This window comes from Paraburkholderia sp. J69-1 (genome assembly GCF_905220255.1).
GTDB lineage: Bacteria > Pseudomonadota > Gammaproteobacteria > Burkholderiales > Burkholderiaceae > Paraburkholderia.
Window position 1 is genome coordinate 12,697 of the sequence record NZ_CAJMZG010000004.1, and the last position, 21,148, is coordinate 33,844.

At 66.0% G+C, this 21,148-nt stretch carries 21 protein-coding genes; 4 read left to right on the forward strand and 17 right to left on the reverse strand.

What is annotated here, in order from left to right; genetic code table 11:
- Positions 1 to 20 precede the first annotated feature (20 nt).
- From U5A67_RS08310 to U5A67_RS08335, 6 genes are all read right to left on the reverse strand, one after another.
- Positions 21 to 1,382 carry a sigma-54-dependent transcriptional regulator gene (locus tag U5A67_RS08310; protein WP_205984103.1) on the reverse strand — a complete coding sequence of 454 codons (1,362 nt, stop codon included), beginning with the start codon at positions 1,380 to 1,382 and terminating at the stop codon, positions 21 to 23.
- 81 nt (positions 1,383 to 1,463) lie between these two features.
- Entirely contained in the window at positions 1,464 to 3,392 is a 1,929-nt protein-coding gene (locus U5A67_RS08315; protein ID WP_205984104.1) for a sensor histidine kinase, read from the reverse strand.
- A gap of 202 nt (positions 3,393 to 3,594) precedes the next feature.
- Positions 3,595 to 4,878: a dicarboxylate/amino acid:cation symporter gene (locus U5A67_RS08320; protein WP_205984105.1), complete on the reverse strand. Its 1,284-nt coding sequence runs from the start codon at positions 4,876 to 4,878 to the stop codon at positions 3,595 to 3,597.
- A 348-nt stretch (positions 4,879 to 5,226) separates the two neighbouring features.
- Positions 5,227 to 6,231 (reverse strand): lipoyl synthase, encoded by a 1,005-nt coding sequence (gene lipA / locus U5A67_RS08325; RefSeq protein ID WP_205984106.1) that lies wholly within the window; start codon positions 6,229 to 6,231, stop codon positions 5,227 to 5,229.
- A gap of 62 nt (positions 6,232 to 6,293) precedes the next feature.
- Positions 6,294 to 7,139, reverse strand: coding sequence for a lipoyl(octanoyl) transferase LipB (lipB, locus tag U5A67_RS08330; protein WP_321813697.1), 846 nt, complete (start codon positions 7,137 to 7,139; stop codon positions 6,294 to 6,296).
- Positions 7,140 to 7,287: 148 nt separating this feature from the next.
- Positions 7,288 to 7,614, reverse strand: coding sequence for a DUF2917 domain-containing protein (locus tag U5A67_RS08335; RefSeq protein ID WP_205984108.1), 327 nt, complete (start codon positions 7,612 to 7,614; stop codon positions 7,288 to 7,290).
- Between the two features lie 99 nt (positions 7,615 to 7,713).
- Here U5A67_RS08335 and U5A67_RS08340 point away from each other — a divergent pair, with 99 nt between their 5' ends.
- A complete protein-coding gene (locus tag U5A67_RS08340) occupies positions 7,714 to 8,697 on the forward strand; it encodes a transcriptional regulator GcvA (protein WP_205984109.1) in 984 nt (327 codons plus the stop codon).
- Between the two features lie 80 nt (positions 8,698 to 8,777).
- Here U5A67_RS08340 and U5A67_RS08345 read toward each other — a convergent pair whose 3' ends face one another.
- The 10 genes from U5A67_RS08345 to U5A67_RS08390 form a co-directional block, all read right to left on the reverse strand.
- A complete protein-coding gene (locus tag U5A67_RS08345; protein ID WP_205984110.1) occupies positions 8,778 to 9,098 on the reverse strand; it encodes a DUF493 family protein in 321 nt (106 codons plus the stop codon).
- Entirely contained in the window at positions 9,095 to 10,081 is a 987-nt protein-coding gene (locus U5A67_RS08350) for a D-amino acid aminotransferase (protein WP_321813698.1), read from the reverse strand. The genes U5A67_RS08345 and U5A67_RS08350 overlap by 4 nt, the downstream gene beginning before the upstream one ends.
- Positions 10,082 to 10,099: 18 nt before the next feature.
- Positions 10,100 to 11,302, reverse strand: coding sequence for a D-alanyl-D-alanine carboxypeptidase family protein (locus U5A67_RS08355; RefSeq protein WP_321813699.1), 1,203 nt, complete (start codon positions 11,300 to 11,302; stop codon positions 10,100 to 10,102).
- 347 nt (positions 11,303 to 11,649) lie between these two features.
- On the reverse strand, positions 11,650 to 12,282 hold the full coding sequence (locus U5A67_RS08360; protein ID WP_321813700.1) for an alpha/beta hydrolase: 633 nt from the start codon (positions 12,280 to 12,282) through the stop codon (positions 11,650 to 11,652).
- A gap of 54 nt (positions 12,283 to 12,336) precedes the next feature.
- Entirely contained in the window at positions 12,337 to 12,672 is a 336-nt protein-coding gene (locus U5A67_RS08365; protein ID WP_205984114.1) for a (2Fe-2S) ferredoxin domain-containing protein, read from the reverse strand.
- 166 nt (positions 12,673 to 12,838) lie between these two features.
- Positions 12,839 to 14,089, reverse strand: a complete 1,251-nt coding sequence (locus U5A67_RS08370) for a VanZ family protein (protein WP_321813701.1) — start codon at positions 14,087 to 14,089, stop codon at positions 12,839 to 12,841.
- A gap of 41 nt (positions 14,090 to 14,130) precedes the next feature.
- Positions 14,131 to 14,769: an ABC-type transport auxiliary lipoprotein family protein gene (locus tag U5A67_RS08375; RefSeq protein ID WP_321813702.1), complete on the reverse strand. Its 639-nt coding sequence runs from the start codon at positions 14,767 to 14,769 to the stop codon at positions 14,131 to 14,133.
- Between the two features lie 207 nt (positions 14,770 to 14,976).
- Positions 14,977 to 15,942 carry an MlaD family protein gene (locus U5A67_RS08380; RefSeq protein WP_321813703.1) on the reverse strand — a complete coding sequence of 322 codons (966 nt, stop codon included), beginning with the start codon at positions 15,940 to 15,942 and terminating at the stop codon, positions 14,977 to 14,979.
- Positions 15,943 to 16,024: 82 nt separating this feature from the next.
- A complete protein-coding gene (locus U5A67_RS08385; RefSeq protein WP_205984155.1) occupies positions 16,025 to 16,906 on the reverse strand; it encodes an ABC transporter ATP-binding protein in 882 nt (293 codons plus the stop codon).
- Between the two features lie 32 nt (positions 16,907 to 16,938).
- Positions 16,939 to 18,072 (reverse strand): MlaE family ABC transporter permease, encoded by a 1,134-nt coding sequence (locus U5A67_RS08390; RefSeq protein ID WP_205984118.1) that lies wholly within the window; start codon positions 18,070 to 18,072, stop codon positions 16,939 to 16,941.
- Positions 18,073 to 18,468: 396 nt separating this feature from the next.
- Between U5A67_RS08390 and U5A67_RS08395 the strand changes: the two genes are divergently transcribed.
- The 3 genes from U5A67_RS08395 to U5A67_RS08405 are packed head-to-tail and all read left to right on the forward strand — an operon-like array spanning position 18,469 to position 20,515.
- Positions 18,469 to 19,386: a biotin--[acetyl-CoA-carboxylase] ligase gene (locus U5A67_RS08395; protein ID WP_321813704.1), complete on the forward strand. Its 918-nt coding sequence runs from the start codon at positions 18,469 to 18,471 to the stop codon at positions 19,384 to 19,386.
- A complete protein-coding gene (locus U5A67_RS08400; protein WP_321813705.1) occupies positions 19,383 to 20,222 on the forward strand; it encodes a type III pantothenate kinase in 840 nt (279 codons plus the stop codon). Before U5A67_RS08395 ends, U5A67_RS08400 begins: the two co-directional genes overlap by 4 nt.
- A 53-nt stretch (positions 20,223 to 20,275) precedes the next feature.
- Positions 20,276 to 20,515 (forward strand): hypothetical protein, encoded by a 240-nt coding sequence (locus U5A67_RS08405; RefSeq protein WP_205984121.1) that lies wholly within the window; start codon positions 20,276 to 20,278, stop codon positions 20,513 to 20,515.
- Positions 20,516 to 20,609: 94 nt separating this feature from the next.
- Here the strand turns inward: U5A67_RS08405 and rfaE2 are convergent, their stop codons facing one another.
- Positions 20,610 to 21,095: a D-glycero-beta-D-manno-heptose 1-phosphate adenylyltransferase gene (rfaE2, locus tag U5A67_RS08410; protein WP_205984122.1), complete on the reverse strand. Its 486-nt coding sequence runs from the start codon at positions 21,093 to 21,095 to the stop codon at positions 20,610 to 20,612.
- Positions 21,096 to 21,148 lie beyond the last annotated feature (53 nt).

A 21,148-nucleotide genomic window follows, 5' to 3' on the forward strand; every position in this document is an offset into this window, starting at 1 on the left:
GCCGTTTTGCTTTTGCGCGCTCACCCGCGCGTGTCGCTCTCCTGGCGCGCCACCAGCCCATAGCGGCGAATCTTCTCGTAGAGCGTGGCCTTTGCCATCTGCAGGCGCTCGGCGGCCTGAGCGACCGCGCCATGCGTCTGCTGCAACGCATCGGCGATCAAGGCGCGCTCGTACTGCTCGACACGCTCCTTGAGCGGCAAGGCCTCGTCGGCGCCTGCGGACGACGGCGGCGCGACATCGTCGGGAATCCCAAGCACATGGCGATCCGCCGCATTGCGCAGTTCGCGCACATTGCCCGGCCAGTCGCGCTGCGCGAGGCGCATGCGGTCGCGCTCGGTCAGCAGCGGCGCGGGCCGTTGATATCGCACGGCCGCATCCAGCAGAAAATGCTCGAACAGCGGCACGATGTCCTCGCGACGCTCGGCGAGCGGCGGCAGCGCAATCGTCACCACGTTCAGCCGATACAGCAGGTCGCGCCGGAAGGTGCCCGCCGCGACGTGCTCGTTCATGTCGCCCTTGGCCGCCGCGACCACGCGCAGATCGACTCGCACCGGCTGGTTCGAGCCCAGCCGCTCCAGCACGCCGTCCTGCAGCACGCGCAGCAGCTTCACCTGAAGCGCGAGCGGCATGCTCTCGATTTCGTCGAGGAAGAGCGTGCCGCCCGCCGCATGTTCGAGCTTGCCGATCCGCCGTTTTGCCGCGCCCGTGAACGCGCCCGGCTCGTAGCCGAACATCTCCGATTCGAACATCGGCTCGGGCAGCGCACCGCAGTTCACGGCGACGAACGGCTTGTCGTGGCGCGGCGAAAGCTCGTGCAGACTGCGCGCGATCAGTTCCTTGCCCGCGCCGGTGTCGCCGTTGATCAGCACGGACGCATCGGTGGGCGCGACGTTCGCGATCAGCCGGCGCACCTGCTCGATCGCCACGCTCTTGCCGATGATGCGCGGCGCGAGCGTGTTCTGCCCAGCCAGTTCGCGGCGCAGCGCGAGGTTTTCGAGCATCAGCGTGCGGCGCTCCAGCGCGCGGCGCACGGTTTCGATCAGGCGTTCCGAGGCGAACGGCTTTTCGATGAAGTCATACGCGCCGTCGCGCATCGCCTGCACGGCCATCGAGATATCGCCGTGGCCGGTGACGAGAATCACGGGCACATCGGGCGCGCGCTCGTGGCACTGCGCGAGCAGATCGAGCCCGCTCATGCCGGGCAGGCGGATATCGCTGACCACGACGCCCGCGAACTCCGCATCGACGAGCGGCAGCGCGGCTTCGGCGTTCGCGTAGCCGGTGGCATCGAAACCCGCGAGTTGCAGGCTCTGCACACCGGCGCGGCGCACCAGTTCTTCGTCCTCGATATAGAGCACCCGGCCGGGCGTTGAGCTGACCATGTTCGTTCGTGTTCCTTGTATCCAATGCGGCGCGCGATTGTGCCAGGCTTGCGCGTGGCGTGCATCTGCTTTGTGCCGACTTTATCGCGACGTACCGGCGGCCGCCGCGCCATTCATGCGCGAGCGCCGCAGCGTCAGCACGAACGCGGCGCCGCCATCAGCGACATTGTGCGCCGTCAGCGCACCGCCGCAGTCGCGCGCAATCGACGATGAAATCGCCAGACCGAGCCCCAGCCCCTGCCCCATCTCCTTGGTCGTGAAGAACGGCTCGAAGAGACGCGGCATCACGTCGGCGGGAATGCCCGGTCCATTGTCGCGCACCGAGATTTCCAGCGTCGCAGGCTGCGCCCGCACATCGATGACGATGCGCGGACCAGGCAGGCCCGCCACCGCGTCGAGCGCATTGCCGATCAGGTTGATCAGCACCTGTTCGAGCCGCAGATCGTCGCATTGCGCGATCAGTTCGGGGTACTCGCCGTGCGCGTCGAGCGCAACGCTCGCGGCGTCGCCATCGGTGAACGTGAGCTCGACCTGCACGCCTTCGAGCCGCTTGCCGAGCAGCGCCAGCGCATTGCGCACCGCGCGCGCCACCGGCGAGCGCTGGCCCTTGGGCTTCGCGCGCCCCACGAACAGCTTGAGCTGATTGACGATCTTGCCCATGCGCTCGGTGAGCGAGCCAATCGCCTCCAGATTCTCGTGCGCCACGTCGTACTGGCCGCGCTCCAGAAACACGCGTGTGTTGTCCGAAAAACTGCGCAGCGCCGCCAGCGGCTGGTTCAGTTCATGCGTGATGCCCGCCGCCATTTGCCCGAGCGCGGCCAGCTTGCTCGCCTGGATCAGTTCGTCCTGGGTGGCGCGCAACTCCTGCTCCGCGCGCGTGCGTTCGGCCACTTCGCGTTGCAGGCGTTCGTTGGCCTGCGACAGATCGGCGGTGCGTTCGGCCACGCGATCGTTGAGCATCGCGTAGGCTTTTTGCAGCATCGCGCGGCTCTTGACCACTTCGCGCACGCGCGCGCGGCGCATGCGCCAGTAAAAGCCCAGCAGACACAGCGAAACGTAGCCGAAGCCCGTCATGATGGTGGCGTTGCGCGTGGCGTCGAGCACCGGATCGACCGGCGACATCGTCACGAGATGCCAGTCCGGTTCGCCCAACGCGCGGCGCGTTTCCAGATAGCGCGGCGCGCGCAGGCCGCTACCGATGCGCACGATATCGGCATCGCCTTCCAGCACGCGCTCGACGCTCGCGGGCAGCGGCGGAATATCCTGGCGCGCGTACTGCTGCGTGGCGTCGATCGAAGCGACGATGTCGGTCGGCAGCGGGCGCACCGTGCGGTACTTCCACGCGGGCACCGAGGAGAGAAAGATCACGCCATGGTCGTCGGTGACGAGCAGCGGTTCGGAGGCATCCGAGCCCGGAAACCATTCGAGATTGAGCTTCACCACCGCCACGCCGACAATCCGCCCATTGCGCCGCACCGGCTGCGAAATGTAGTAGCCCGGATCATGCGAGATCGTGCCGATGCCGAAGAAACGGCCGACGTTGCCCTTGGACGCATCGATGAAGTACGGGCGAAAGCGATATTCGACGCCCACGAAACTGTCCGAGCCGCGCCAGTTGCTCGCGGCGATACACGTGCCGTCGTTGCGGATGATGTAGGTGGTCGTCGCGCGCGCGTGACGGTTCACGTCTTCGAGATAGCGATTGGCCGCCGCCACCAGTTCGGGCTTCGGATCGGCCAGCGCGTCCTGCACGAGCGGATGCGCGCCCACCAGATACGGCAGCGATTCGTAGCGCTCCAGCGTGCTCTTGAGTGCGGCGGTCGTGCGGTCGCCGCGCACGGCGGCGTTGCGGCGCAGCGCGTCGATGCCGGTCTGCCAGGCGAGCGACCACACGAGCGCGCAGACAGCCACGAGCCCGACAGCGAGCGCAAACAGCAGAAGAAGACGGCGCGTCACGGATGAGGCTTCCGGGTGATCGAGCGGGGATGGGTGGGATTGTGGCACACGCATACCGCGCAAGGCGGCCGATCGTGGAAGGCGGTGAACGCCGGGAAAACAGGTGGGGTAGCGGGCGGCGTATCGCAGGGGAACAACACGCCGCCCAGCGGCTTGCGCCGCTTACTGCCGGTACAGCAGGTACAACCGGTACGACGACAGCCTGACACGACCGGAGACGCCCGCGCGCCGCCCGGTCGAACACACTCACGCGTGCTTACGCACCCGCGCTTTCCTTCACTTCCGAAGACTCGCCGGAGAGCACCGCACGCAGCTTGTTGCGGTCGAGTTCCTTCTCCCATGCCGAGACAACCACGGTCGCCACGCCGTTGCCGACGATGTTGGTCAGCGCGCGGCATTCGCTCATGAAGCGGTCGATACCGAGAATCAGCACCATGCCCGAGAGCGGGATCGTCGGCACCACGGCCAGCGTCGCCGCCAGCGTGATGAAGCCCGCGCCGGTCACACCGCTTGCGCCCTTCGAGGTCAGCATCGTCACGGCGAGCAGCGTGAGCTGCTGCGTCCACGTGAGGTCGGTGTTGGTCGCCTGGGCGATGAACAGCACGGCCATCGTCATGTAGATGTTGGTGCCGTCGAGGTTGAACGAGTAACCGGTCGGCACCACGAGGCCCACCACCGAGCGCGAGCAGCCCAGGCGCTCGAGCTTCTGCATCAGTTGCGGCAGCGCCGATTCCGACGAGCTCGTGCCCAGCACGATCAGCAGTTCTTCCTTGATATAGGAAACGAAGCGGATGATCGAGAAGCCCGTCATGCGCGCGATCGCACCCAGCACGACCAGCACGAACACGACCGACGTCAGATAGAACGTGCCGATCAGCTTGAGCATCGGCAGCAGCGAGCCCACGCCGTACTTGCCGATGGTGAAGGCCATCGCGCCGAACGCACCGATCGGCGCCAGCTTCGTGACGATCTTGACGACGCCGAACAGCACGCCCGAGATGCCGTCGATGAAGTCGGTCACCACGCGGCCGCGCTCGCCCAGTTGCGTGAGCACTGCGCCGAACAGCAGCGCGATCAGCAGGATCTGGAGGATTTCACCTTGCGCGAACGCCGAGAAAATCGTGTCCGGGATGATGTGCATCAGGAAGTCGACCGAGCTCTGGCCGTGCGCCTTTTCGGCGAAGCTCGCCACCGACTTGGCGTCGAGCGTGCTCACGTCCACATTGAAGCCCGCGCCCGGCTTGAGCACGTGCGTGGCGATCAGGCCGAGCACCAGCGCGAAGGTCGAAACGATTTCGAAGTAGAGCAGCGCCTTGCCGCCCACGCGGCCCACTTTCTTCATGTCCTCCATGCCAGCGATGCCGGTCACGACGGTACAGAAGATGATCGGCCCGATCACCATCTTGATGAGCTTGATGAAGGCGTCGCCGAGCGGCTTCATGTCGATACCGAGCGCCGGCCAGAAGTGGCCAAGAATCACGCCGATGACGATCGCCACGATCACCTGGAAGTAGAGGACTTTGTGGAGAGGTTTCTTCACTTGGGGTGCCTGCAATAAGTTAAGCCGATGGCCGCGCTTTTCGAGCGCCGTGCCGCGACAGGTCGAAACGGGGGGAATCAGCGAAACCAGATGAGGGCTGTGGACATCGGCTGTCTCCTTGATGTTTTTTTTGTCGCGGCCGGGAGGTTGGCCGCACGTTTCTAATTGCAAGGTTGATGCCAGCGACGCATTGCCGCGCCAGCCTTGATTTACAAGGCTTTTATCGGCATAGGGCGCGCGCGCAATCTGGTTTTCCAGAAATGCGGATTGAATGCGTCCGGGAATCCGGAACGCCAGATGCGAAAAAGCCCGCATGAGGCGGGCTTTTTTCTGACAGACCGGGGAGGCTTAGACTACGCCCGCGCCGTGTGCCTGGACGTCGGCGTGATAGCTCGAACGCACCATCGCGCCAACCGCGGCGTGCGTGAAGCCCATCTTGTACGCCTCTTCCTCGTACATCTTGAAGGTGTCCGGGTGCACGTAGGAGCGCACCGGCAGGTGGTGCTCCGAAGGCTGGAGGTACTGGCCGATCGTCAGCATGTCGACGTCGTGCGCACGCAGGTCGCGCATCACCTGAAGAATTTCTTCTTCGGTTTCGCCCAGACCCACCATCAGGCCCGACTTGGTCGCGACTTCCGGGTGCAGCGCCTTGAAGTCCTTGAGGAGCTTGAGCGAGTGCGCGTAGTCCGAACCCGGACGCGCTTCCTTGTAGAGGCGCGGCACCGTTTCGAGGTTGTGGTTCATGACGTCGGGCGGCGCGGCGTTGAGAATTTCCAGCGCGCGATCCAGACGGCCACGGAAGTCCGGCGTGAGAATTTCGATGCGGGTTTCCGGCGAATGCTCGCGCACCTGGCGGATACATTCGACGAAGTGACCGGCGCCGCCGTCACGCAGATCGTCGCGGTCCACGCTGGTGATCACGACGTACTTGAGCTTGAGCGCGCCGATGGTGCGCGCGAGATTGCCCGGTTCTTCCGGATCGAGCGGATCGGGGCGGCCGTGGCCAACGTCGCAGAACGGGCAACGGCGCGTGCACTTGTCGCCCATGATCATGAACGTGGCCGTGCCCTTGCCGAAACATTCGCCGATGTTCGGGCAGCTCGCTTCCTCGCACACCGTATGCAGGTTGTGCTCGCGCAGGATGTTCTTGATTTCGTAGAAGCGCGACGTGCCCGTGGCCGCCTTGACGCGAATCCACTCGGGCTTCTTGAGCTTCTCGATCGGAACGATCTTGATGGGAATACGCGCGGTCTTGGCCTGCGCCTTCTGCTTCGCGGTGGCGTCGTACGGGACGGCGTCGGCGGCAGGATTCACTGCAGGGGTCGCTGCGGGGTTGGCAGTTACGTCAGTCATGCTTTCGATCCAGTCAGGCCGCCGGAGTAACGCCAGCCTGCGGTTGTGGCGGTTGCCCGCCTTCAGACCGCGCGAGCGGCCGGGTCCACAGCGGCCGCTTCGGCCGCGAGGTCTACGGCAGCCGCTTCGGCTGCCGGAAGAGGTTCTGCTTGCGCGGCTTCGTTGTCCGCTGCTGCTTCGTTGGGCGCGTGCTTTGCCGCATGTTCCGCGAAATTCGCTTCGAGTCGCGCGGCCAGCGTTGCGGCCGCTTCGCGCCACGTCGCCTGCGCGCCGAGCGTCGCCATATCGACGGTTTCGAGTCCCGCGTAACCACACGGATTGATGGCGAGAAACGGGCTCAGATCCATCGACACGTTCAGGCTCACGCCGTGGTAGCTGCAGCCGTTGCGGATCTTCAGACCCAGCGCGGCGACCTTGGCGCCACGGTGCACGGCGCTTTCGCCCTGGGCGTCATCTGGCACGTAAATACCGGGCGCGCCGTCCTTGCGTACACCGGCGAGATTATACGCCGCCAGCGTTTCGATCACGGCCTGCTCGATGAGCGTGACGAGCTCGCGCACCATCAGCTTCCGGCGCCGCAGATCGACCAGCAGATACGCCACGACCTGCCCCGGCCCGTGATACGTGATCTGGCCGCCGCGATCGATCTGCACGAGCGGAATGCCGCTATTGGCGATCAGCAGATGTTCGGGCTTGCCGGCCTGGCCGAGCGTGAAGACGGGCGGATGTTCGACCAGCCAGATTTCGTCGGGCGTGGTCGCGTCGCGTTGCGCGGTGAACTCGCGCATGGCGTCGAAACTGGTCTGATAAGGCTCCGTGCCGCGCCAGCGCAGCACGAATGGCTCGCCATTCTGCTCAGAAGCGGGGTCGGACGGGATAGACGGGGATAAAACCGGGGTGGCGCACATGATTTCGGGAGTTTACCCAATTCGGGACAAGCGCGCCGACGGCTGCGGCCGAAAGTCTCTTGCGGATCGCGAGAAAAGCACAAACGGGCGCTCCGTCCGGTGAGCGCCCGCCTGTTTTGCCACCTGTCTTGCCTGCCGCGATATGAACTCAAACCGTGCGCCAGCCATCGCCCATATGAACGCCCAGGCGCGCCGCCTTGCGCGTGACCCAGTCCGCCGCGCGCTCGCCGATACGCGTCGGCGTGGCGAACGCCACCCACGCCGCCGCGCCCTGCTCCGCGCCGATCCACAGGCGCTCGCCGCGCCGCAGCCGCAGCGTGTGGCCAGGCTCCAGCCAGTAGTCGGCGGTATCGTCGCTGCGCGTGACCCAGACCGCACCGCAGCGCACCGTCAGCCGCGTGCTGTGCGAAACGCGCACCGATGCCACTTGATTAGCCTCGACTTCGAACGTGATATCTGAAGAAATCTCTCTCATTTCCGCCTCCGAATGCCCTGCTTTGATAGCTACAATCCTAGACAACACAAGGGATCGGGCAAAACGATCATTTTTCGCGGCTATGTGAGAAAAATTACGATGGACCTGCGTACGCTCCCGGCGCTGAACGCCCTCAAGGCCTTCGAAGCCGCCTCCCGCCACGAGAGCTTTTCGCGCGCCGCCGACGAGCTTTTCGTCACCCACGGCGCAGTCAGCCACCAGATTCGCGCGCTCGAAGCGGAGCTGGGCGTGGCGCTGTTCGCGCGCGACGGCAAGCGCGTGCGCCTGACCGACACGGGCCGCCGCTACGCCAGCCAGGTGCGCGACGCGCTCGGCCAGCTTGCGCATGCGACCCAGGAAATCCGCGCGGGCGACCGCGACCGGCGCCTGGTCGTGTCGATGCTCACGTCGTTCGCGGCGCGCTGGGTGACGCCGCGCATCGGCCGCTTTATCGAAGCGAATCCGCAGTGGGACGTCGAGCTGCAATCGACCAATTCCCTCACCGATTTCGCGCGCGACGACGTGGACGTGGCGATCCGCTTCGGCTACGGCCACTATCCGGGCCTGCACGCCGAACTGCTGCTCGACGAGATCTTCTTCCCGGCCTGCTCGCCCGATTTCCGCGACGGCAAGCTGCCCGCCGATCCGCGCGAAATGACCAGGCTGCCGCTGCTGCGCTCCGACGACGAACTCTGGCGCCCGTGGTTCGACGCCGCCGGCATGCAGGACATGCCCGAGCCCAAGCGCGGCGTGCTTTATCAGGATTCGTCGAACCTGCTGCAGGCCGCGATGGACGGCCAGGGCATCGCGCTCGTGCGCCGCTCGCTGGCGATGCACGAGATCACGCGCGGGCGTCTCGTGCGCCTCTTCAAGGACATCGACGGGCCGAGTCCTTGGCGCTACTACCTGATCTGCACGCAGCAACGCCTGCAGACCGAGCGCGTGCAGGCGTTCCGCAACTGGGTTTTCGACGAAGTCGCGCGCTTTCGGCGGCTGTACGAAGACGCCTGCGAAGCCGGCCCGCTGATGACGGCGGCGGCCGCCGCGCTGCGCGCAAACGAAAACGAAAACGACGCGGCATAAAACCCGAATCGCGCCCCAAAAAACAAAAAGGCTGCCCGAAAGCAGCCTTTTTTCATGCTCCAGCGCCGCAGCGCCAGCCTTTACAGCACGATCTTCACCATCGGATGACCGGTGAGCGCGCGGTAGATATCGTCCAGATGCGCCTGGCTGGTCGCGCGCACCGTCACCGTGAGGCCGGTGTAGTTGCCGCCGCTCGACGGACGCTTTTCGATGATGGTTTCATCGAAACCGCCGTCGAATTCGCGCAGCACCGCGATCATGGTCGATTCGAATTCCGGGTGCGTCTTGCCCATCACCTTGATGGGGAAATCGCAGGGGAATTCGATCAGCGATTCCTTGACTTCCTCGCCCGCGCCGATCACGGCCGGGGTGTTAGCCGAGTTGTTCTGTGATGCAGTCATTTTTCCACTTCCTGTAGCGTGGCTCGCGCAACATCGCGTGCCTCGCGCGCCTTCGCACGCTGATAAGCCTCGTAGAGCGCGGCATAAACCGGCCCTGGTTTGCCGTTGCCCACGGCCGCGCCATCGAGCGCAACGACGGGCAAAATTTCCTTGGTCGCCGAGGATACCAGCAGTTCGTCGGCGCTGCGCAGCGCCGCTTCGTCGATCTCGCGCGCCTCGAAACGCAGGCCGCAGTCCTGCGCCAGCTCCTCGATCAGCCCGTAGCGGATGCCTTCGAGGATCTTGTTACTGCGCGGCGGCGCGTAGAGCGCGCCATCCTTCACGATCCACACATTCGACGACGAAGCTTCGGTCACCCAGCCGTCGCGCAACTGGATCGTCTCGAACACGCCATGCTCGACGGCGTTCTGCGCCATCAGCACATTGCCGAGCAGCGAAGTCGCCTTGATATCGCAATTGAGCCAGCGGCGGTCTTCGGCCGTGACGCAGGCCACGCCCGCCGCACGCTGCGCGGCGCCCGGCATGACGAGCGGATTGACCATCACGAATACCGTCGGCGTGATGCCGGCCGGAAACGCGTGACCGCGCTTCGCGACGCCGCGCGTCACCTGAACGTAGACGTTCGCGTGCGCATCGTGCGCGAGCGCGCCCGTTGCTTCGTTCGCCTCGATCACGCGCGCGATCAGCGCACGCCAGCCTGCTTCATCGAACGGATTCGTGATCCCGACCTTGTCGAGCGAGCGCGCCAGCCGCCCGAGATGCTGGGCGATGCGAAACGGCACGCGCACTTTTTCGGGCGCATCCGCTATGTCCCCGGTTTCGAGCGCGCTTTCGAGCACATACACCGGCACGACTTCGTAAATCCCGTCGCCGAAAATAAAGCCACGGTCCAGCACCGGCACGCGCGCTTCGGAAAGCGGCGTGAGTTCGCCGTTGAGCCAGACGATCGGCTCGGCGGCTTCATGGATCGAAATCGAGGACATGGCGTCGCCCCGCGTCGCTTACTTCTTCTTGTTGAACATGAGCATCAGCGAATCCCACACGCGGCCGACGATGCCGGCTTGCGGCACAGCCTGCAGGGCGACCAGCGGGAACTGCGCGAGCACCTTGCCGTCCGCGCCGACGAACTTCGCCGTGCCAACCTGCTGGCCGTCCGCGAGCGGCGCGATCAGCGGGCTGGTGATCTCGATCTGCGGCTTGGCCTTGTCGGCCGCGCCCTTGGGCAGCGTCACGAACTGATCCCTCTTCACGCCAACCTTGACGCTGTCTTCCGCGCCCTTGTAGACGCGCGGCGTCGCCACTGCCTGGTTCGCGCCGTAAATGCGCGTGGTGTCGTAGGCGCTATAGCCGTAGTTGAGCATCTTCAGGCTGTCCTGCACCCGGTCGTGCTCTTTCTGCTCGCCCATCATCACCGAGACCAGACGGCGATCGCCGCCGCCCGCCATCGGGCGCTTGGCCGAGGCGATCAGGCAGTAACCGGCCGCTTGCGTGTGGCCGGTCTTCAGACCGTCGACCGTCGGGTCGATCCACAGCAGGCGGTTGCGGTTCGGCTGCTTGATGTTGTTGTACTTGAATTCCTTGACCGAGAAGATGCTGTAGTACTCGGGATAGTCGCGAATCAGGCGCGCCGACAGCGTGGCCAGATCGCCCGCCGTCGTGTAGTGATTCGGGTCGGGCATGCCGTTCACATCGGCGAAATGCGTGTGCGCCATGCCGAGCTTCTGCGCCTCGGCGTTCATCATGTTGACGAAGTTCGCTTCGCTGCCGCCGACCAGTTCGGCCAGCGCGATCGCCGCGTCGTTGCCCGACTGGATGATCATGCCGTAGACGAGGTCGTGCACGGACACCGGCTTGTTCGCCTCGATGAACATGCGCGATTCGTCGGTCTTCACGCGACGCACGGCTTCGCTCGGCGTGACGATCTGCTCCATCGAGATCTTCTTCGTCTGCAGCGCCTCGAACGTGAGGTACGCCGTCATCAGCTTGGTCAGCGATGCGGGTTCGACGCGCTCGTCAGCGTTGCCCGAAGCGAGCACCTGGTTGGCGGTGGCATCGACGAGCACCCACGAACGCGCGTTCACCGCGGGCGGCGGCACCTGCGCGAAGGCCGATGCACTCGCGAACAGCGTGGCGCCGAGCGTGAGGGTACGAACGATGGAGGGGGAAACAAAGGAGGACTGCTGGCCGTTGGAGAGAAAACGCATAGGTTCAGGTCGGACGGGATTGGGGTCGGGATGAACGTTGCGCGCCATGCGGCGCACGGTCGGGTGAGCCGGAATGCGGCGCCTCGCTCACGCGCCTGGATGAGGTCCAGGCGGGCGCGGCTGGCCGCAAAAAGAGCGCTCATTATACGCGTCACGTAGGGGCGTTTTTCGATGAAGCCACACGTTTGCGCGTACCTGTCGTGCATTTTTCACGCGTCGCGTATTTCCCGCACGGTTTTTTCGGCGTGCTTCTCAACTATTTCTCAAGAAATTCTCACGAACTTCCGACGCACGCCTTACACCGTCCACGCAATCGGCTGACGCAGCAACTCACTCAATTCGAAGGCTCAACGCCAGGCATCGACGATGATGCGTTTGAGCACATGCAGCTTGCGATGCAGGAAGTGTTCTGCCCCCGGAATCACCACCACCGGCAGTTCCTGCGGGCGCGCCCATTCGTACACCGACAGAATCGGCACCGTGTCGTCGAGTTCGCCGTGAATCACGAGCGTGTCGTCGCGCACCGGGGCCACTTCCCAGCGGCTCGCCGCGGTGCCCACGAACACCATGCGCTCGATTGCGCCGCCCGCTTCCTGATAGCGCTTCGCCACGTGCGAAAGCACGAAGGTGCCGAACGAGAAGCCCGCGAGCACGAGGGGCACATCGCTTTGGCCCGGCTGCGCGCGCATGTATTCGAGCAGTTCGAGCAGATCGTCCTGTTCGCCGATGCCGTTGTCGTGCGTGCCGGCCGTCGTGCCCACGCCGCGGAAATTCGAGCGGTAGACCACGTAGCCCAGTTGCACGAGCGTGCGCGCGAGCGTCTGCGCGACCTTGTTGTCCATCGTGCCGCCAAAGAGCGGATGCGGATGCGCGACCAGCGCGATGCCGCGCACGGGCGTACCGGCGTCCGGGCGGTCAAGCGCGCATTCGATCGTGCCGACGGGGCCGTCGATATGAAACTTCTCGGTTTGTGCGTTCATCTTTCTGCAGTTCTGTCAGGTTCCGGGCGCAACGGGATGGGGGCGATCGGTCGCTCAGACGTCCTTGCGGTCGATCATCAGGCGCTCGACCGGCTGGCCGTTCTGCAGATGCGAAACCACGATTTCGTCGATATCGCTTTCGTCGATGTAGGTGTACCAGGTGCCTTCCGGGTAGACCACCAGCACCGGGCCTTCCTCGCAGCGGTCGAGGCAACCCGCCTTGTTGATACGCACCTGACCCGGACCCGAAAGGCCCAGTTGCTTGACACGCTTTTTCGCGTATTCCTGCATGTTCTGCGCGTCGCAGCTTGCGCAGCTAGGACGCTCCGCGCCCGGATCGCGCTGGTTCAGGCAGAAGAAAACGTGATGCTTGTAGAAGGAATCGGTCATGGCGTGGCGCTCTGTTGTCTGATCGCGTGGAGACGGCGAAGCCTGCGAGGCTTGCGCGGTGCGGCGCGCGCACGAGTGCGGCGGCCGCGATGAAAGGTTCGAATGCGTAAAGCGGATGCGGTCGATTATAGCGAGCGCGGCCGCTTCGTTCCGGGCGCCGCGTGGCTCAGCGCGCGCGCCGTGCAAGCCACGCGCGCTCGAGCGAAAACGCCGTCCAGCCCAGCGCCATCCACGGCCAGGTCCACGCCAGCCAGCGCGCCAGCCCGTTGAAATGCAGATAGCGACCCTGGCGCCAGTCGGCCAGCACCACATCGAAATAAGGATTCACCGGCAGCACGTTGACCAGCGCCAGCGCAACGGCAAGCGCAACGGTCGCCGCCGCCGCGCGCGCGGTGCGCGGCAGGCGCAGCGCGAGAAAGGCCGCCAGCGTGCCCCACACGAGACCCGCGAGCGCGCCGGGCGTCGCCCAGTCGAACAGCAGGCCGCTTTGCGATTGCAGGAAAGTCGCGCCCGCTTTCACCACCAGCGTGGTGGCGAGCAGCACCACGATCAGGCGGGCGCGCGGCGCACGCGCGCGCATCGGCAGCGAGGCGAAGGCCGCCGCGCCGAACAGGTTCAGCGTCGTTACGATCGCTTCCCAGTCGCTGTCGGGCAGACGCGCAACCAGCGCATCGGGCAAGGCGCGCAGATGCCAGGCCGCGGGCGTCCACGCGAGCACGGCGTCCTGCATCGATACATCGAAACGCTGCCAGAGCGCGCGCGGCCAGTCGCCCATGCCGAAGAGGCGCGGCGCCGGAAACATGGTCGCGAACGGCCAGAGCGCGGCCAGTACCATCAGCGCGCCGGCGTCGCGCTCGAACCAGCGAAAACGCAGCCGCCGCAGGAAGCCGCGCTCCAGCAGCGCGCCGGTGAGCGGCGCCGCCAGCAAGGCGCCGAGCAGCGCGCCGAGCGCATTGGTGGCGAGATCGAGATTCGAGGCGACGCGCGTGGGCAGATAGGTCTGCACGGCTTCCATCACGCTGGACAGCAGCGTGCCGCCGAGCGTCGCCAGCGCGATCGCCGCCAGCCCGCGGCAGCGCGGCCACACGGCGAGCACGGCCAGCGCGCCGAACGGCATATAGCCGAGCACATTGGTGACGATGTCGAAAACGGTCCAGTAGCACGGGAACGGATCGCCGAGATAGGCGAGCGGGCTCAGGCCGAGCGAGCGCCAGCCCGAAAACGGATACCAGGAACCGTAGACGATCAGCGCGGCGTAGAGCGCGAACGCCTGGCGCGAGAGCGTCGAGGACCGGCGCGGCAAGGCCTCGGGCGCGCGGGCTTCGACATCGTCGCGCTCGCCTGCGGAAGGGGATTTGGAGGTACTGTCGCCGCTCATTTCACTGCTCTTGCCGATGCCGCCCGCTGCTTTTGCCATCTCATGCCACTGATCGCAGGCAGCGCAGCCATCGGCTCACTTCATGGCGTGCCGGCAAACGCCTGCACGCTCAGCCACGCGCCGATCTGGCCCGCAAAGTCGTCGCTTGCCGCGCGCAGCGCAGCCGCGCCGCCCGCCGCGTCCTGCGAACTGGCCGGCGCGCGCGAGATGAACGAACGCTGCGCAATCACCTTGCCACCCTGCATCAGCGTCGCGCGGGCGGCCAGCACGCCGGAACTGGAATTCGCGTTGTCGAACACCTGTTCGAACTCGGTCAGCTCGATCTTGAGCATGGGCGCGGGCACGGCGTCGGCGCCCGAGAGCACCGTCGCGCGCGACGACAGCGAGGTGCGCAAACGCTGCGTGAGCAGGCGCGCGGGCGACATGGTCCAGCGGCTGTTGGCGTAGCGGCTTTCGCGCTGCGCGTCGCCGCTGATGCGATAAAGGATGCCGTCGTGATCGAGCGTGGGCGGCGCGCTCACTTCGAGCACCTTGAGCGGCGGCAGCGAAGGCGGCGCGGGCTGCGCTTCGAGCGGCCCAAGGTCGTAGCGGATATCGGACAGCGCGGCCTGATTGCCCGCGCAAGCCGCGACCAGCGTGCCGACGGCAATTGCCGCCAGCAAGGCGCGGCCCAGCCCGGCGAACGAGCGCGATGAAAGTGAAGCGGCGTGGCGTGACATGGCGTTTCCTTCTGTGTCCTTCGTGTTGCAGCGGCCCGGCAACTCAGTCGTTCGCGGTCCGGCGATTCCTTGCAGCGCGCCCGGCATTCACCTCGCCTCGCGCGCATCGAAGCTACTCCGACCATGTTGCAGCGCCGCAGTTCGCGCGGCGCGCCGGGAATCGCACCCAGGCCGGCGTTTTCGAAAACCTTCGATCAGGGCCGCGCCCTATTTTCCAGCCGATCCGGCCGGCCACGAGAAGCCCGGCTCGCCCGGCCCCGGCGCGGGCAGCGGCGCGCCGCCGAACAGCAGACTGCGCGGGCTGCTCGTGAAAGTGCCCGCCGCGCGGTCCACCGACCGCATCGCGGAGCGCACATCGTCGGTCAGCGAATCGACGCGTGGCAGCGTGTCGTAACCCACCCGCGCGGAAAGCTCCGCGATCGACTCGTTCATCGACGTCAGCGCCTGTCCGGCCTGCTGCGCGGCCGTGCCGGCCTTGTTCAGATTGACCTGGAACGGACCGTCCGGGCGGTTCACGCTGACGATCAGTTGATTGGTCGACTGCAGCGTCTTCTGCAGATCGGCGACCGTGCCCGGCAGGCGCTGCGCGGTCGGCTGCAACTGTTCGGCCAGCACGTTCACGCTGCTCGCGGCCTGCTGCAACGAAGCGACCATCGCCATCACCTGCTTGCGGTTGTCCTCGCTGAGCATCTGGTCGACATCGCTGGCGATGTTGTCGAGCTTGCGCAGCAGCGCGTCGCCGCGCCGCTGAAGCTGGTCGAGCAGCCCGGGCCGCAGCGGCACCTCGGCCACATGCTTCTCCGACGAAGGCAGCGGCGAAAGATCGAGATTGTTGTCGTCGAGCTGCACGAAGGCGATGCCGGTCACGCCCTGCAAGGCCAGCGTGCCGAAGGTCGAGCGCGTCATCGGCGCTTTCTGGTCGATCAGCACGCGAATGCGGATCTGCCCCGGATGATTCGGATCGAACTGGATCGACTGCACCTTGCCCACGTCGATGCCGCGATAGCGCACGGCCGCGTCCGGGTACAGCCCGGTCACGCTGCTGTGCGAGATCATGTCGTAGGGCACGCGTACCCTGTGATCGGCGCTGAAGAAGAAGACCGCCAGCGCGATCGCGGCCAGCAGACCGATCGTGAAAAGCCCGGCCCAGAACGCATGCGGTTTGTTTTCCATCGTCAGATTCCCTCGTTGACGGCCGTTTCGATGACCGCTTCAGCGTCGGCAGCTTCCGCGGCCCTCGAGCTGTGCAACATGTTCAACACGGTTTGGCGCCCACCGAAGCCGGCGCGAGCGCCGCCGCCGGCAGCTTCGCGCGGCGCTCGGGCGGCAGCGCCTGGAGCGCGCGGCGCCCGCGCATGCCCAGAAAATATTCGCGGATAAACGGATCGTCCACGCAGGCCGCTTCTTCCACCGGCGCGGCCACCAGCACCTTGCGCTCGGCCAGCACGGCGACGCGCGTGGAAAGCGCGACCATCGCGTCCAGATCGTGGGTGACCAGCACGACGGTCAGGCCGAGCGCCCGGTGCAGCGTGCTGATCAGATCCACCACTTCGTCCGACGAGCGCGGATCGAGCCCCGCCGTCGGTTCGTCGAGAAACAGAAGCTCCGGCTCCAGCACGATGGCGCGCGCCAGCCCCACGCGCTTGACCATGCCGCCCGAGAGCGCGGCCGGCATCTTGGAGGCGTGCTTGCACGGCAGGCCGACCATTTCCAGCTTGAGCATGACGATGTCGCGCAGCAGATCGGCCGGCACCTTGCCGAGTTCGCGCACCGGCTGCGCCACGTTGTCGAACACCGACAGCGACGAAAACAGCGCGCCGTGCTGGAACAGCATGCCGGTGCGCGTGCGCATGAGGCGCGCGCGTTCCGGTTCGACCTGCGAAATGTCTTCGCCGAACATCTTGATCGTGCCCGATGTCGGCCGCTCGAGGCCCAGGATCTGGCGCACGAGCGTGGTTTTGCCCGAGCCCGAACCGCCCACGATCGTCACGATCTCGCCGCGCCGGATCTCCAGATTCAGATGCTGATGGACGATGTTGCGCCCGTAGCGCTTGGTGAGATTGCTCACCTCGATGATCGGCTCGCCGATGGCCGGCAGCGGCAGGTCGTCGGCGACCTTCTTGAGCGGCGTGCTCATCGCGCCTGTCGTGCTCGTCGCGCCCAGCGTACTCATGACAGCCCCACGTTCTGGAACAGGATCGCGAACACGGCGTCGGCGAGGATCACGATGGTGATCGAGGTCACCACCGAAGTGGTCGTGCCTTCGCCCAGACTCTGCGAATTCGCCTTGATCCGAAACCCAAAGTGGCAACCGACGATGCCCACCAGCATGCCGAACGCCACGCCCTTGCCCAGCCCGATCCAGAGATTGGCGATCGGCACCACGCTCGGCAGCGAGCGGATAAACCACGACATATCGATGCCGAGCACCGCCTTGGCCGCCAGCGCTCCGCCCAGCAGCGCGATGATATCGGTCCAGATCACCAGCAGCGGCATCGCCACGCCCAGCGCAATCACACGCGGCAGGATCAGCCGCAGCCCGTGCGAAATGCCCATCACGCGCATGGCGTCGAGTTCTTCGGTCACGCGCATCACGCCGATCTGCGCCGTGATGGCGGAACCGGAGCGCCCGGCCACGAGAATCGCCGCCAGCACCGGCCCGAGTTCGCGGATCACCGCGAGGCCCAGAATATTGACGATGAACTGGTTCGCGCCAAACAGGCGCAACTGCTGCGCGGACAGATACGACAGCACGATGCCGATCAGGAACGCCACCATCGCCGTGATCGGCAAGGCGCGCGCCCCTGCGTTATAGACGTTCGCCGATATCTCCACCCACGGCGTGGCCTTGGGCTTGCGCAGGATGAAAAGCAGATCGAGCACGACGCGCCCGAGCATCGCGAGGCCGCCGTACAGATGATCCCAGAACGCGAAGATGCCGAGGCCGAGTTTCGTGATGGGGTCGATGCGCACCACGCGCTCGACGGGTTCGCGCACCGAATCGAGCAGCGCGATGCGCTCGAAGATGTCGCGCTGGGTGTCCGACAGCGCGACCAGATCGGCCGGCAGCCGGTGACCCCAGACGCGCCAGAGCGCCTGGCCACCCACGTGATCCATGCGTTCGATACGCGACAGATCCCATTGACCGACCCGCTCGCCGACCAGTTCGCGCAGCCGCCGCACCGCGCCGCCCTGATCGCGGTCGCGCGCGAGCGCCAGCGCGGTCCACTGGCCGGACAGGCGCACGATTTTTCCCTGGGAGCCGGCCGCGATGTCGAGGCCGGGCGGTGTCTCTTGAGTCAAGGCGGGGCGCTCGGGCGGGGAAATGATCAGTCATTGTAGCGAACGCGCCCTGTTTCGTCGGTCCGGGCGCGCACCGACGCCGCAGCTTTCAGGCGCCTTCCCGAGCCTGTGGATAATTCTGTGGAAGAACTGTTGGCAGGCTGTGGGAACGGTGTGGAACATTAAGACAGTAAGCGATATTTCTCGACGATTCCGTATTACGGCCTGTGGATTATTCTGTGGATTTCCTGTTGGCCGCTTGTGGATCGGCTGTGAATTGCCTAAAAATCAGGCAATTTCGCGGCGCGGGATCGGCAAATTTGTGGCTGAGCTAGTGAGGCCCTTCCCGGTCGCGCCATGTTTGCACGCGCGTGCGTCAGCGCGGCATCGAGCCACTACGCCACTACAATACGCACCATGAACGCTACTCCCTCGTCCCCCGACACTCCGCGCGCCGACGACTGGCGCATCGACCGCGATCGCGCGGTGACGCTCTTCGGTCCGGCCGCGCACGACTGGCCGATCGAAATCGTCGAGGAAACCGGCTCGACCAACGCCGACCTGATGGCGCGCCTCAAGGCGCTGCCGCATCGCGCCGACGCCCTCGCGCGGCCGATCGTGCGCGTCGCCTATCTGCAAACGGCCGGCCGTGGCCGGCGCGGCCGCAGCTGGGTCGCGCAGCCCGGCGACGCGCTGCTGTTCTCGCTCGCTTGCGTGCTGCCGCGCCCGATCGAAGGGCTTGCCGGGCTGAGTCTCGCGATCGGATCGGCGCTGGTGGACGGCCTGCGCACGCTGCCCGTGGCCGCGCCCGGCCAGATCGCGCTGAAATGGCCGAATGACGTGCTGCTCGAAGGCGACAAGCTGGTGGGCATCCTCGTGGAAAGCGCGTGGAGCACGCCGGATGCATCGGCGGTGGTGATCGGCATCGGGACGAATGTGCGCGGCGCGGATGCGCTCGCGAAGAAAGTGCAAGCGCTCAATGCGGATGCCGCGGCCCAGCAGGCCGCGCCCGTGCCTGGCACGACGCCCACCGCGCTCTCGCGCGTGTGGCCCGGCGCCAATCTCACCGAGGTGCTCGCCGCCGAACTCAACGCGCTCGAAAACGCGCTCGAGCGCTTCGGCGCGAACGGCTTCGCCGCCTTCCAGGCGCGCTGGAACGCGTGCCACGCTTACGCGGGCCGCGAGATCGCGCTCTACGAACAGGGCGCAGAACTGATGCGCGGCATCGCCGTGGGTGTGGACGAGCGCGGGCAACTGCTCGTCGATACCCCGCGCGGGCGCGAAGCGGTCACGACCGGCGACGTCTCGCTGCGGCTTGCGGGCAGCGGCGCATGAGCGGCGCGCAGCACGCCGGGCCGTCTCCCTTTCTGTTGATCGACGCCGGCAATAGCCGGATCAAGTGGGCGCTGGTCGCCGCCGATGGCGCGCGGCTGCACTCCGGCGCGGCGAATCACGCGGATGCGCCGCCAGCGCCGGGTACGCCCGGCGGCCCTGACATACGCTACTTTGCCGATTTCGCCGATTGGGCCACCCTGCCCGCCCCCGGCAGCGCCTGGATTTCGAACGTGGCCGGCGCGGCGGTGGCGCAGCGCCTGAACGCCGCGCTCGACGCGCACTGGCCGGGCCTCGCTCGCACGGTCATTCGCGCACAGCAACAGCAATGTGGCGTGACCAACCGCTACACGACGCCCGATGCGCTCGGCAGCGACCGCTGGGCCGGCATGATCGGCGCACGCGCGGCGTTTGCCGGCGAACCGCTGTTGATCGCCACCTTCGGCACGGCCACGACGCTCGAAGCGCTGCGCGCCGACGGCACCTTTGTCGGCGGCCTGATCGCGCCGGGCTGGACCCTGATGATGCGCTCGCTCGGCGAGCACACGGCGCAGTTGCCGGTGCTGGACGCGCACACCGCGCCCGGTTTGCGCGGCACGGCATCGGGACCGTGGTTCGCCACCGATACGCAACGCTCGATTGCGGCAGGCTGCGCGCTCGCGCAGGCGGGCCTGATCGAGCGCGCCTGGGCCGATTTGCAAGACGAGTGGAAAATGCCGGTGCGGCTGGTGGTGAGCGGCGGCGCGGCAGCCGAAGTGACAGCGGCGCTCAAGGTGCCGCATACTCGCCACGATGCTTTGGTGCTCGCGGGCCTCGCCCTGATCGCCGCACAATCCTGAGCGCGCGTTGCGCGCGCTCGTTTTCAAGAACGATATCGACGGAGTTTCACACGATGCTGCGTGGGCTGATCGCCATTCTGATTCTCGCCAACCTGCTCGCGCTCGGTGCGGTTCGCGGCCTGTTCGGGCCCACGCCCGCCTCCGGTACGCTCGATCGCAAACAATTGAGCCGGCAGATTCACCCGGAAAACCTGAGCGTACGGCCGATCAAACCGTCCGAATCGGTCGACGTGCCCATCGTGGGCGGCCCGGTCGCGGACCCGGCCATCCAGTCGACCACATTGACGCAATAAGCGCAAAACCAGCGCAAAACCGGCGCAAAAAGACACAAAAAAACGCGACCATGCAATACGCATGGTCGCGCTTCACGCCGCAGTGAGCCCGCGCTCAGTCCTGTTGCGCGCGCACCTTTTTGAGCAGCTTGGTGGTCGAGCGATCGTGCTCGAACGCGATCGCCAGCGCCGTACCGCCCCAGCTACGCACCAGCGCCGATTCGGGCAGCGCATCCATGTCGTAATCGCCGCCCTTCACGAGAATGTCCGGGCGCACCGCCTCGATCAGCTCGACGGGCGTGCGCTCGGTGAACTGCACCACGTAGTCCACGCTTTCCAGCGCCGCCAGCAGCGCCATGCGGTCGTTCTCGTTGTTGATGGGGCGATCGTCGCCCTTGCCGAGCATCTTCACCGAAGCATCGCTGTTCACGCCGACGATGAGCGTCGCGCCCAGCGCCTTCGCATCGGCCAGATAGGTGACGTGGCCGCGATGCAGGATGTCGAAGACGCCGTTGGTGAACACCACCGGACCGGGCAGCGAGGCGCGCAGCTGCGCGAGCGCGTCGCGGGTCATGATCTTGCGTTCGAAGGAGGCGGGCATCGGATGAGACTCGAAAAATGAAATAAACGAAATAAACGCACAAACGGCCCGGA